We start from the raw sequence: 12640 nt of genomic DNA, 5'->3' as shown, positions 1-12640 counted from the left end.
CTCTTGCTGATGGCCTGGAAGCCGACCAGCTGGTTGGAGTGGGCAAACGCCATCGCCGTCTTGCCGATCGACAACAGGTTCGAGTCGATCTCGCCGCGGTCGAGCGCCTGGGTATCCGGCGCGGCGCTGGCGCCGCGTTTGCGCAGGTCGCTCCAGAACGCGAACCATTCGGCCATGTCCTTTTCGTCGTAGCCGACCTTGCCTTCGCCCGTGTACAGCGACTTGCCGCGCTGGGTGAGCCAGACCTCGAGAAGCGGCTCGTTGCGGCCGCCGTCCTCCATGCCCGTAAAACCGTCGCGCTTGGCGGCCTTGGTGATCTCGGCGGCGAGATCGCCAATCTCGCTCCATGTCATGTTCCAGACCGGCTCTCTCAAGCCGAGACTCTGGATCAGCGCCTTGTCGTAGACCATCGCCGTTGAGTTGAGGCCGAGGCTGACGCCGTAGATCTTGCCGTCGACCTTGCCGCTGTCGACCGCGGCCGGGCTGAAATCCGTCAGGTTGAGAGCGTTCGGCACGTAATTGTCCAGCGGCAGCAGCGCGCCGCGGCGGGCGTATTCGTAGATGTAGCGGTAATCCATCTGCAGCACGTCGGCTGCATTGCGCCCGGCGGTTTGCGTCGCAAGCCGCGCCCAGTAGTCGGTCCAGCCTAGCGACTCGCCGGCGATCGTCACCTCCGGATGGCGGCTCACATAGAGCTTGTTGACCTTGTCGGTGCGCTCCGCCCGTTCCTTGGCGCCCCACCAGAACATCCGCAGCCGCAACTCCCCCGCCACAGCGGAAAAATCGCCGAGGCCCGCCAGCGTTGCACCGCCGATACCGGCTCCGATCAATGAACGACGCGAAAGCGCAAAGCCGCTCATGACTTGTCCTCCCTGACCTCGTGTCGATCAAGGCGCGTATACGGCCCGGTCGATGACACCAGTTCACCGCGTGCCAATGCGCGAATTGCGCAACGTGCCGCTTTTTTACCGAAGGTAGCGGCGCCATGTCGACTTTGTCAAACGCGAGCTCGGTTCCTACGCACAACGAACACGATCGAACGCAGACGAAAGCGCAGCAAAATCACGGAAGCATGACGGACGCTATCCTGCCGCTCATAACAAGCCCCCTCACCCCTCCACCCGCCACAGCCGCCACTTCTCCGGCACGCCCTTGAGCTGATGCACCCCGTGGTCCCTGAAGCTGATCGCCGACTGGGTCTTCAGCAAATCCTTCACCGCACTCGACACCAGGACCTCGCCGGCGCGCGCCTTGGCGGCGACACGGGTGCCGATGTGAAAGGCGAGACCGACCATTTCGCCGCCGCWGATGGTGTATTCGCCGGCGTGCAGGCCCACCCTGATGTCGAGGCCCAGCGTGCGCACGGCTTTCTGGATCGCAGTCGCGCAGGTGATGCCGGCGGCCGGCGCCTTGAATGTCGCGAGCACGCCGTCGCCCGTCGTCGTGACTTCCTTGCCGCGCGAGGTCTTCAGCTCCTTGCGGACGGCCGCGTAATAGTGGCCCATGATCTTCGTCCAGCGCGCATCGCCCAGCTTCGCGGCCTTTGCGGTGGAACCGACGATATCGACGATCAGGATGGTGGCGAGTGCCTGTTTGGGCTCGGCGCTGCCACCGGCCGACCGGCGCCGGTTCGCAATCGGCCCGGCCAGCGGCTCGTAACGATGGTTGCGGCGCCGCGCGATCGCGGCCTTGGCGTAGTCCTGGGCACGCTGCGCCGTGCCGCAACGAATGGTCTTCTCCTGCGGCAGACGCGACCAGTAGACCTTGCGCCCGTCTCCGGCGCCATGGACCTCCACGGCGCCCCACTTGAGGAAAACCGCCGAACCAACGCGCCTGACACACCAGGCCTTCGACGTGTATCCGGAGACGTTGGACTGATGGACTCCGATGCGAAGAAATTTTGGCATGAACGCGCGGCCAATCGTAGGAACGTTTGGGCTACCCAAGGTAAAGGGTAGTCGGACATTCCCGCGTTGGCAACAAGACTCCCCGATCGAAGATTTTGCCGATGGCGCTTGCGTCAGCTCGCGATCACGTCGTGGGGCCCGGCTCGAACGCAAACAGCTCGATCGGTTCGCTGAATCCCCGCACCTCGTGTTCGCCTACCCGCTCCAGCTCGAATCTCGGCTCCACCAAATCGGCGAACGCGCGGGACAGCAGCACCTTTTTTCCCAGCTGCTTGGTGAGCGCCTCGAGACGCGAGGCCATGTTGACGGCGGGGCCGATCACGGTGAAGTCGAGCCGGGTGGTCGAGCCGATATTGCCGTACATGACGTCGCCGACATGGACGCCGATGCCGTAGTTCAGCGGCGCGCGGCCGCTGCCGTTATTCCGCTCGTTCAGCGCGACCATCGCCGCTCGGGCCTCGGTCACGGCATGCAGCAGGTTTGCGCAGGCATTGGGCTGGCTGAGCGGGAAGATCGCGAGCAGGCCGTCGCCGATGAACTTCAGGATCTCGCCGCCGTGCCGCGCGATCGGCTCGGACATCGCGTCGAAATAGTCGTTGAGCAGGTCGATGACGTCGTCGCGCGGCCAGTTGTCGGAGATTTTCGTGAAATCCCTGAGGTCGCAGATCATGATCGCGGCGCGCACCGTGGTGCCGGTGCCGCGCCTGGTGGCGCCGGCCAGGATCAGCTCGCCGGCATGGGAGCCGACATAGGTCTCCAGCAGCGTTCGYGCCAGCCGGTTCTTGATGCGGATTTCGCTGACCAGCGCCAGCACCGGCAGCAGTTTCTTCAGCGCAGCGATGTGCGCGTCGTTGAAACCGCCAGGACGGTCGGTCGCGAAGGTGACGAGATGGCGCTTGCCGAGGGTGTGGTAAAGCGGCCAGGCCACATAGTCGGTCAGGCCCTTGGTCCGCATCTCGTCATAGAGGGCGTGCTTGCGGCCGAGCGCCGGATCGCGTTCGAGGTTCTCGCGCACCTCGGTCGCCCCCTCGAACATTTCGTTCGCGGGACTGCCGATGAATTCGGACCGCTCGCGCACGTCATAATCGACCCGCGCGATCTCGGCCTCGCGCATGCCGTCGGACCACATGAAGCGGGCCCCCAGCCATTGCGGATGATGGATCAGGACGTGAAGCGTGGACCGCTTCAGCGGAATGCCGGCCTGCTGGAGGCGGAGACACATCTGCGCAAAGATATTGTCGATGAAGCGCTCGTCGCGCGTGCCGTTGGTCRGCCAGTCGACGACGCCGTCGGACAGCGTGGCGGGCGGATTTTTGTCTGGCGCGTTCATATCCTGGCCCTTCGCGGCGGTCTGCACGTGAGGAGATATCGTGCTCCGGCGCGACCGCGTCAACCTAGCCAGTTGCCCGGATTGTGCGCATCGGCTGCGCGGTTGCCGCCTAGCCGGCGAGCCGGATCGATCCCAGCACCGCCAGCCCCGAAACGAGCGCGAGCTGCGATGCCTCGGTCAGCTCGACCTTCAGCGTGCTGCCGTGGGGGATGACAAAATCCTCGCTATTGAGGCGAATGCTGCAATTGCCGGAAACCGCGTAAACCAGATGCGTGCCGGCGGACAATGGCCGATCGCCGGGCTCCCGGAGTGCCAGAAGCGCGATCTCCGCCGCACCGCGCCGGGCCATCAGGTTCACGACCTCGACGGGACCGGCCTCGAGCTCGGTCACGATCTCGAGCTCGCCGGTGAAGCGCACGGTCGTGAACGGCTCGCGCTCGTCGAATTCCTGCCCCGGTGCTTTCAGCACCAGCCCGCGCCCCGCGACGACCATCTGCAAGCGGTCGATGCCGGGCATGTAGGAGAACGGACCGGACGCCACGATCGGCGTGGACGCAAAGCGCCAGAGCAGGCTGTCCCAGTCCTTCGCCGGGCTACCGGCACGATGGGCATCCGCGATGTCGGTGAAGATGCCGCCGCCGTTCTTCCAGGGCGAGCGGGTGTAGTCCTCGGATTTCAGCAGCGTGGTTTTCATGGCTTGAAGGCGTCCGGGAATGCAAGTAGCTGTTCAGCGCGCATCATGCGCGTGACGCGCCGACTTTGCCAACCGATTTGGCGGACAGCTGCGCCAACCACGCAGACAGGATCGTAGCCCGGACGGAGCGCAGCGCAATCCGGGACGTCTCTCGCGTTGGGACAGCGACCCGGATTGCGCTGCGCTCCATCCGGGCTACGGATCCCTCACTCGCCCTTGCCCGCCTTCAGCTTCGGCAATGTCTCGACGATCTTCTGCTTGCCGTCGACGATCTCGGCGAGGAAGCTGGCGCGGTCGATGTCGCCGTTCTGGTCCCAGCTTGCTTCCATCAGCATGCCCGGGGCCTTGTCGGGCCTCAGGGTCAGGCCTTTCATCGCGGCGCCAAAAGCCTTGCTGTCGAACTTGCCGATCTTTTCGGTGACGTATTTGACGAGATAGGCCGCGGTGTAGCCCTTGATGCCGTTGTGGTCGGGCCGATACTTGTAGCGGTCGCTGAACTTCTTTGTGAAGTCCTCGATGGCGGGAATCGGAGCGTCGGCGGAAAGGCCGACATGGCCGCGCACGCCGTTGGCGGCGGGGCCGGCGAGTTCGACCACTTTCTGGCTCAGCAGCGTGGTCTCGCCGAACAATGGCGTCAACAGGCCCTGCCGCTTCGCCTCGATCAGGAAGCGGGCGCTCTCCTCTTCGTTGGTATAGACGAAGATCGCGTCGGCCTTTGCGCTCTTCAGCTTGATGACGTCGGAGCCGAAATCGACCTGGCCTTGCTCGGTGGAGATATCGGCCGCGATCTCGATATTGCGCGCCTTCATCTCCTTCAGAAAATTATCGTGGCCGCCTTTGCCGAAATCGTTGTTGACCCAGACTAGCGCGACCGTCTTCACCTTGAGCTTGTCGTGCAGATAGTTGGCGATCTTCGGCATCGAGAATTGCTGGCCGAAGGCGGTGCGGAACACCCAGGGGTTGCCCTGCGTGGTGATATCGGCGGCTTCGGCACCGACGATCTGTGGAATCTCGGCCTGTTGCGTCAGCGCCATGTTGACCTTGACCGAGCCGGAATAGATCGGCCCGAGCACGACATAAGGGTCCTTGTCCAAAACCTTCTGCACCTGCGCGCGCGAGACGCCGGGATTGCTCTGGGTGTCGAGATGCTCGGTCTGGATTTTCCGGCCCAGAATGCCGCCGGCATTGTTGATCTCGTCGACCGCGAGCGCGACGCCGTCGCGCCAGTTGGTGCCGGAGACCGCGCCGGGCCCGGACAGCTCGATTACATCGGGGATGTAGACCGTGGTCTGCGCGCAAGCCGCGCCCGCCCACAGCGATGCCACGATGGCRATACCGAGCATTCCTGCAAAATGTCTCATCACGTCCCTCCCCTTTTAGCTCTGTTGTTATCTTGTTCGTCCGCCGCGCCGTCGAAGCCGAGCAGCCGTGCCGGCGTTCGCCACAGCAGGCGATGCTGGTCGCCCGGATCCGGAAACAGCTTGGTCAACACCGCGAGCAGCGGGCCGTAGTCGAGCCGCTCATCGGCGCGCAGGAACGGATAATCCGAGCCCCAGACGCAGCGATCGAGCGTGAAGGCTTCGACGAGGGCCGCGATGAACGGCCAGGTGTCCTCGTAGGGATGTGGCTGCTGCGAGAACTTGTAATAGCCGGAGAGCTTGACGTGTGCGTCTCGCTCGCGGCCGATCGCGAGCAGCGCCTGGAAGGCCTTGCCCTTCAGGCCCTGTGCAAGCGAGGGACGTCCGCAATGGTCGAACACCAGACGCATATGTGATTTCTCGATCAGCGGCAGCAGGTCGAGCAACTGGTCCTGCTCGACCTGGATCTGGAGAAACAGGCCGAGGCCTTCGAGCTTCTCCAGCAGCGGCGCCGCCCTGAGATAATAATCGGCGCCGTGGAACGGCACGTTGAAGGCGACGCCGATCACACCGGCCGCCTTCAGCCGTTCGAGTTCGCCGATCTCGACGTCGTTCTCGACCACGGCGACGCCCCTGAAGCGGCCGCCGCCCTGACTCAAGGTGTCGAGCAGGATGCGACTGTCGCTGCCGTAGCCGGTGTTGGTGGCAACCACGAGCGCGTGCCTGATATCGAAAGCGTCGAACACGCGGATGAGCTGCGCCGCAGGCGCGATCTCCTGCCCGCTCGGCCGGTATGGCGTGTCGGCGGAGTAAGGAAAGCGGACTGGATCGATGGCGTGGATGTGGCAGTCGATCCTGGGGGACACTGGCAGCGTCATGGCGCAGAGACCCTCCGGCGTGGTTCAGAACGTCGCTTCGATGGCCTTGATCAACTCCGGCGTCACGTCGGGGATGACGCCGAACCATGCCTTGAAGGCGAGCCGGGCCTGGTTGAGCAAGAGGCCGAGCCCGTTCACGGTCACGCAGCCGCGCGCACGGGCCTCGGCCAGGAACGGCGTTTCCAGCGGCGTGTAGATGAGATCGGCGGTGAGCGTTTCGGGCCTCAAGCGCGACAGGTCGATCTCCAGCGCGCCCTTGCCGACCATGCCGCGATCGGTGCAGTTGACTAGCAGGGCGACATCGCCGAGCGCAGCGCCACGGTCATCCCACGCAACGGTGCCGACGGCGGAGCCGAAATCCCTGGCGAGCGCCTGCGCCTTCTCTGCGGTGCGGTTGGCGATGCGGATCTCGCGCGCGCCATTTTCGAGCAGTGCGACCACCACCGCGCGCGAGGCGCCGCCCGCGCCGAGCAGCAGGATCGGCCCGGCATCGCCGCGCCAGTCGGACCTCGCGTCGCGCAGGCTCTGCACGAAGCCGTTGCCGTCATTGTTGAAGCCGGAGAGCGTGCCGTCCTTCTCGACGACGATGGTGTTGACCGCGCCGATGCGCCTTGCCGTTTCGTCGACGCGGTCGAGCAGCGGCATGGCCGTCTGCTTGTGCGGCATGGTGACGTTGCAGCCGCGGAAGCCGAGCGCGACGAGGCCGCGCAGCGCATCCTCCAGCCGCTCCGGCTTGACCGCGAGCGGCACGTAGCTGCCGCGAATTCCGTGCGCCTTCAGCCAGTAATTATGAATGACCGGCGAGCGCGAATGCGCGACCGGAATTCCGATGATTCCCGCCAAGCCGAATCCGTCCGCCTGCGACATGCCGCGCTTCCCATTCCCCAAGGCCGCCGGCGCATGTTGCGCAGGGCAATTGTTCCTCCATGGCCACGCCTTTTGGCGCTCGACCATGCTATTTGGTCATTTGTCCAATTCTATTAGGCGGAACGGTCAGCTGGCGCAATCTGAATCTCGCGAGGGGAACGCGGCATGCAGGGGACCTGGTGCCGGAGCCCGGCAGACATCGATCCCCACGTGCCATGCCGGCTTCAGTGCGTCATTTCGACGTCAATGCCGCGACCGGACGCCAGCCATCGTCAGGCGCTGCGGCGATGAATTGCCGGCAACGGTCGCGCATCAACTCGGCGGGGCGATCGTGCGCGCGTTGCTTCAACACGGCTTCGAAATCGGCGAGCGCAGCGGCAAACCGGCGCACCCGATAATTGGCGAGACCGTGCTCGTAATCCGCGATCCAGCCGGCTTCGGTCACGCCTTGATCCGCGATTCCGACGAGCTCGTGGACCGAGAGCCCCTCCTCTCGTCCGTAAACCGCAATGCGGTCGATCTCACGCGAGACGATGGCGCCGCGCGCCAGGCGTTCGGTCGCCTCGCCGATCAGGATTTGCGTTCCGTAGGATTTGTTGGCGCCCTCCAGCCGGCTTGCGACATTCACGGCATCGCCGATCACGGTGTAGTTCAGCCGCAGCTCCGAGCCGATATTGCCGACCAGCATGCGGCCGGAATTGATGCCGATGCGGATCTGGAGCGGCTGGCCGAGATCGTCGGCAAGGCCAGACTGGTCGATCACCCTGCGGCAGGCCAGCGCCGCGCGGCAGCATCGCGCAGCGTGGTCCTCTTGCGGCTGCGGCGCGCCCCAGAACGCCATGACGGCGTCGCCGATGAACTTGTCGATCGTTCCGCCGTTGGCGACGATAATTTCCGAGGTGAGGTCAAGATAGCGCGACAGCAGCGGCACCACGCGGTCGCCCAGCCGCTCGGACAGTCCGGTGAAGCCGGCGATGTCGATGAACATGACGCTGAGCTCCTGGATGCTGCCGCCGGGCCTTGCCTCGACGCCCTGGCGCAGCAGGTCACGGACGAGATCGGCCGGAATGAACTTGCGGAAGGCGGATAGTCCGGACGCCATCTCGGCAATCGCGCCCGACAGGCTCGCGATTTCCTTGAGCCGCGACGGATGGCGACGGACCTGCTCCAGCGCGAACGCCTCGACATGGCGAAGCTCGCCGACGACGCGGGACAACGGCGCGGCGATGACCGAACGCGCCAGCATTGCCGAAGCCATCGCCGCGAACACGGCGCCGACGGCAAGACCGAGAATCAGGCGCCGCAGCGTCGTCTCGACCGGGCCGAGAAATTCGGCCTCGGGGATCACGGTCGCGAGCGACCAGCCGGGAAACGGCAGCGGCGTCAGCGCAACCTCGTAGGCCGCGCCGCCTGACGTGAGCCGGCTACGCCAGGCCTCCTTGCGGCCGGCCTCACCCGCCTTTTCGAGCGCTGCGCGCGCGAGCGGGAGCAGCGTGGTGTCGCCGCCTGCCGGATGCAGCTCGTCGGCATCCTTGTCCGGCGCGGCGACGAGTTCGCCGCTGCCATCGACGATGAAGGCCGTTCCCGTGCGACCGACCTCAAGCTGCGACAGGAAGCGTGCAAGCCTTGTATATTCGATGATGACAGCCAGAACGCCTTGCCGCTCCTGATAGACGTCGATCGGGCCCGCAAAGGCGATCGACGGCCGCTCGCCGGTCGGATGGTCTACGACCCTGAACCATTGCGGGTCGTCCGCGGTGAGCCCGGCCTTGAACCAGGCCTGGTCGGCGACGCGGAAATCAGTCGGCTCGAACCGGCGGTTGGCGAATTCGATATCGCCGGGCACGACGTCATATTCATCGATGCGGCGCTGACCGGGATGATCGGTCAGCGAGATCTCCATCATCTCCAGCCGGCGATCACCGAGCTTGTGCGCGCCGACGAACGCTCCGTCCGGCCAGCCGAAGGCGACCCAGGAGATCGTGGCCTGCGATTGCAATTGCGACAGGAACACGAATTCGCGCTTGTCGGCCTCGCGGGTGTCGAGCACGTTCTGGAGGAACAGGGTGCGGATCGCGGTGTGCGCCGCGCGCGCCTCGTCGACGATGGCCGAGACCTCCTTGCGCACCGCCGCCACGATCTGCTCGTTGATGGTTGAAGCCAGCTGCCGGCTGGTCGCCTCCGCGGTGCGCCACCACAACAGGCTGGAAAAGGCAGCCGTCAGCAGGATCGCCGCGAGCACCAGTGCGGACACGGCGAGACGGATGCTGACCGTCAGCCTTGCGATCGCCTGGAGCCGCCGTCCGGGATCAACATTCATCGCCGTTTTCGCCTTCGCAGATCTGCGTATCCTCTAACATCGCTCTACGCCGCCGGCCCTCATTCGTTACGTGTGGCAGGTGCGGGCCGTCCCCGCCAATGCCCGACGGCTAACGTCTCGATAGCGCCAAGGCATTGGATTTGCGCCGGCGTTTGCCCGCTAATCCCGGCCCAAGCGCACCAACCGGGCGCCCCGACCAATCGGTCTCACGGACTCGTGAGCACCCCGGCAGTAACGCCGGCTGCGCACGAGGCGAACGAGATCATGCGCCTTCGCCTGCCAGGCGATGCCATTTCGAACAGGAGAACTGCGATGTCTGCCAAACACGTTGTCACCACGCTCGCTCTCGCCGGCGCCATGTCGACCGCGCTCGCGACCCTTGCCGCCGCCGGCCCGCTGACCAAGGCCGAGGCCGATGCCGCCGTCGCCGCCAAGAAGGAGAAATGCTTCGGCGTCGCGCTGAAGGGCCAGAACGATTGCGCGGCGGGCCCGGGCACGACCTGCCAGGGTACCTCGACCGTCGACTTCCAGGGCAACGCCTGGAAATTCGTGCAGGGCGGCACCTGCACCAGCATCGACCTGCCGGGCGGCAAGAAGGGCTCGCTCAAGCCGGTCTGACGGCCCGGCCGATCCATCACGCCACACGAAGGAAGCGGAGAGGTATCATGATCACGGCCATCAAGCCCGCCACCGTGCCGCTTCGCTTTTCACTTCCGATCGGCGGTGTCGCCGGAACCAGCTTCAAGCCCGAGCACCTTCCCGCGATTCTCGAAGCCGGCCCGCAAGCCGGCTTCTTTGAGGTGCACGCCGAGAACTACATGGGCGCGGGCGGACCGCCGCATCGCGCGCTGGAGACGATCCGCCGCGACCATCCGCTATCTCTGCACGGCGTCAGCATGTCGATCGGCGGGCCCCAGCCGCTCGACAAGACGCATTTGGCGCGCTTCCGCAGCCTCGTCGCGCGCTACCAGCCCGCACTGGTCTCAGAGCATCTGGCGTGGTCGACGCATGAGACCAGCTTCTTCAACGATCTGCTGCCGCTGCCCTATACCGAGGCGACACTGGCCTGCGTCTGCGATCACATCGACCAGGTGCAGGAGGCGATCCGCCGTCCGCTGCTGCTGGAGAACCCGTCGACTTACCTGACCTTCCGCGAGTCCGCGATGAGCGAGACCGATTTCATTCGCGGCATCGTGGCGCGCACGGGATGCGGCCTGCTGCTCGACATCAACAACGTGTTCGTGTCAGCGACCAATCACGGCTTCCCCGCGCTCGACTACCTCGCCGATTTCCCGCTTGCTCACGTCGGAGAGATTCATCTCGCCGGCCACGCGGAGCAGACCGATGATGACGGCAACCTCCTCCTCATCGACAGCCACGACGGCCCGGTCGCGGACGCCGTGTGGAAGCTGTTCGAGATCATCATCGCGCGGCGCGGTCCCGTGCCGACGCTGATCGAATGGGACAGCAGCATCCCGGCATGGCCGATCCTGCGGGCCGAGGCCGCCGCCGCGCAGGCGATCCTCGATCGCTGCAAGCTGGCCGCAGCAACGGAGGATCGCCATGCGGCGTGATGCTGACCTTGGATTTGCCGCAGCCTTCGCGCCACCGCTGCTCGACCCCGCGCGCGAGGTGCCGACGGCCGTGGCCGGCCGGAAYGGCAAGCCGGCGGGCCGACGCTACGACGTCTACCGCAACAACGTCACGGTCAGCCTGATCGAGACGCTGGCTGCGATCTATCCGGCGGTGCAGCGCATCACGGGACCCGATTTCTTCCGCGCCATGGCGCGCTTCCATGTCCGCAGCAGCCCGCCGGCCTCGCCGCTGCTGTTCGAATATGGCCACGACTYTCCGGACTTCATCGCCGGGTACGAGCATGCGCAGGATATGCCCTGGCTCGCCGACGTCGCCCGCATCGAGCGCGCCTGGCTCGATGCCTATCATGCCGCCGACGCGCTAACGCTGGCGCCGATGCGGCTGTTCGCCATCGCGCCGGAGCGGCTTGGCGGTCTCGTCCTCACGCCGCATCCGGCCACACGAATCGTACGATCGCCATATGCGGCCGTGACGATCTTTGCCGCCAATCGCGACGGCACGCCCACCGCGCGCATCGACGCATCCACGCCGGAAGACGCCCTGATCACACGTCCCGAATTCGACGTCGTGGTGCGCCACCTTCCGCCCGGCGGCGCCGTCTTTGCCGCCAGCCTGATGTCCGGCCAACCGCTCGGCGCGGCCGCAATGGCAGCGTTCGACGCATCGCCTGAATTCGACATCGCCGCGAACATCGCCGGCCTGATCGAGGCGGGCGCATTCACCTCGCTTGCTGCTGGAGATGCATGATGATCACGGACCAACGCATGACGACCAGCGGCAGCCTGCCGTCACTCGGGCTGCTCGTCGACAAGGCCAATCAGCTGGTGCAGACGATTGCGGCTCCCTCGCTTGTCCAGCTCGTGCTGCGCGTGGCGCTGTCCGTACCGTTCTGGCGCTCGGGCATGCTGAAATGGGGGGGCTTCCTGCGGCTCAACGACACCRCGGTGACGCTGTTTAGCGACGAGTTCATGCTGCATCTGCCCGGCGGGCCCTACCACTTTCCGGCGCCGGCGGTGATGGCTTTCCTGTCGGGCTGCGGAGAGATCATGTTCCCGATCCTGCTGGTGCTGGGACTAGGCACGCGGTTTGCGGGACTCGGACTATTGTTCATGACAGTGATCGTCGAGCTCACGGTGCCCGACGGCTGGCCGATCCACCTCACCTGGGCGGCCATGGCGCTCGGCATCATGGCCTACGGGCCGGGGAGCCTCTCGCTCGACCATCTCATCTGTCGTGCACGATCGCACGGGCGATAGGCACTCGCCGCCGCTCGCGTCCGTAGCCCGGATGGAGCGCAGCGCAATCCGGGTCAGCTCGGGCGATGAGGCAGCGCTCCCGGGTTACGCTTTCGCTCCATCCGGGCTACGGGATCAGATCCTACATCCCGCTCAGGCCGCTATCCACCGCGAGCGTCTGCGCGGTGACGTAGACGCTTTCGTCCGACAGGAAGAACAGCACGGCATAGGCGATCTCCCACGCCGTCGCCTGGCGGCCGAAGGGGACGTGGCCCTTGCCGCGCGAGGGGCGGCCGGCGCCGGCTTCGCGGCCGTTGGGGGTATCGACGAGGCCGGGATAGACGAGGTTGGCACGGATGCCGCGGCGCGCGCCGAGATGGGCGATGTTGCGCATCAGGCCACCGAGCGCGGCCTTGGAGGAGTCATACACCGCCATCTGCGATCCGGCCTTCAGC

General features: G+C 65.6%; 13 protein-coding genes. 4 read left to right on the top strand and 9 right to left on the bottom strand.

The genetic code is table 11. The annotated features are described in order from the left end of the window. The 8 genes from AC1D00_RS08355 to AC1D00_RS08320 all read right to left on the bottom strand — a co-directional run. Window positions 1-860: ABC transporter substrate-binding protein (locus AC1D00_RS08355; protein ID WP_477010325.1), on the bottom strand; the 860-nt coding region annotated here is incomplete at its 3' end. Between the two features lie 249 nt (window positions 861-1109). Next, window positions 1110-1907: an adenylate/guanylate cyclase domain-containing protein gene (locus AC1D00_RS08350; RefSeq protein ID WP_477010324.1), complete on the bottom strand. Its 798-nt coding sequence runs from the start codon at window positions 1905-1907 to the stop codon at window positions 1110-1112. Window positions 1908-2031: 124 nt separating this feature from the next. Then, window positions 2032-3237: an adenylate/guanylate cyclase domain-containing protein gene (locus AC1D00_RS08345; RefSeq protein ID WP_477010323.1), complete on the bottom strand. Its 1206-nt coding sequence runs from the start codon at window positions 3235-3237 to the stop codon at window positions 2032-2034. Between the two features lie 109 nt (window positions 3238-3346). After that, window positions 3347-3931 carry a HutD/Ves family protein gene (locus AC1D00_RS08340; RefSeq protein ID WP_477010322.1) on the bottom strand — a complete coding sequence of 195 codons (585 nt, stop codon included), beginning with the start codon at window positions 3929-3931 and terminating at the stop codon, window positions 3347-3349. 206 nt (window positions 3932-4137) lie between these two features. Beyond that, complete coding sequence (locus AC1D00_RS08335) at window positions 4138-5292, bottom strand: ABC transporter substrate-binding protein (RefSeq protein ID WP_477010321.1); 1155 nt, start codon at window positions 5290-5292, stop codon at window positions 4138-4140. Further along, window positions 5292-6167 carry an amidohydrolase family protein gene (locus AC1D00_RS08330; protein WP_404558662.1) on the bottom strand — a complete coding sequence of 292 codons (876 nt, stop codon included), beginning with the start codon at window positions 6165-6167 and terminating at the stop codon, window positions 5292-5294. Before AC1D00_RS08330 ends, AC1D00_RS08335 begins: the two co-directional genes overlap by 1 nt. A gap of 24 nt (window positions 6168-6191) precedes the next feature. Further along, window positions 6192-7034: a shikimate dehydrogenase gene (locus tag AC1D00_RS08325; protein WP_477010320.1), complete on the bottom strand. Its 843-nt coding sequence runs from the start codon at window positions 7032-7034 to the stop codon at window positions 6192-6194. A 232-nt stretch (window positions 7035-7266) separates the two neighbouring features. Further along, window positions 7267-9354 (bottom strand): adenylate/guanylate cyclase domain-containing protein, encoded by a 2088-nt coding sequence (locus AC1D00_RS08320; RefSeq protein WP_477010319.1) that lies wholly within the window; start codon window positions 9352-9354, stop codon window positions 7267-7269. A gap of 312 nt (window positions 9355-9666) precedes the next feature. Between AC1D00_RS08320 and AC1D00_RS08315 the strand changes: the two genes are divergently transcribed. The 4 genes from AC1D00_RS08315 to AC1D00_RS08300 are packed head-to-tail and all read left to right on the top strand — an operon-like array spanning window position 9667 to window position 12206. Continuing rightward, a complete protein-coding gene (locus tag AC1D00_RS08315; protein ID WP_018645959.1) occupies window positions 9667-9972 on the top strand; it encodes a BufA1 family periplasmic bufferin-type metallophore in 306 nt (101 codons plus the stop codon). A 47-nt stretch (window positions 9973-10019) separates the two neighbouring features. Beyond that, entirely contained in the window at window positions 10020-10928 is a 909-nt protein-coding gene (gene bufB, locus AC1D00_RS08310) for an MNIO family bufferin maturase (RefSeq protein WP_477010318.1), read from the top strand. Then, on the top strand, window positions 10918-11697 hold the full coding sequence (locus AC1D00_RS08305; RefSeq protein ID WP_477010317.1) for an HvfC/BufC N-terminal domain-containing protein: 780 nt from the start codon (window positions 10918-10920) through the stop codon (window positions 11695-11697). Before bufB ends, AC1D00_RS08305 begins: the two co-directional genes overlap by 11 nt. Continuing rightward, window positions 11697-12206, top strand: a complete 510-nt coding sequence (locus AC1D00_RS08300; protein WP_477010316.1) for a DoxX family protein — start codon at window positions 11697-11699, stop codon at window positions 12204-12206. The genes AC1D00_RS08305 and AC1D00_RS08300 overlap by 1 nt, the downstream gene beginning before the upstream one ends. A gap of 121 nt (window positions 12207-12327) precedes the next feature. Here AC1D00_RS08300 and AC1D00_RS08295 read toward each other — a convergent pair. Continuing rightward, window positions 12328-12640 (bottom strand): SDR family NAD(P)-dependent oxidoreductase (locus AC1D00_RS08295; protein ID WP_477010315.1); only part of this gene is annotated, 313 nt, incomplete at its 5' end.

This window comes from Bradyrhizobium sp. P2_E8 (assembly GCF_056403875.1).
The sequence above is the reverse complement of the archived record's forward strand: the minus strand, read 5'-3'. Positions and strand labels throughout refer to the sequence as shown.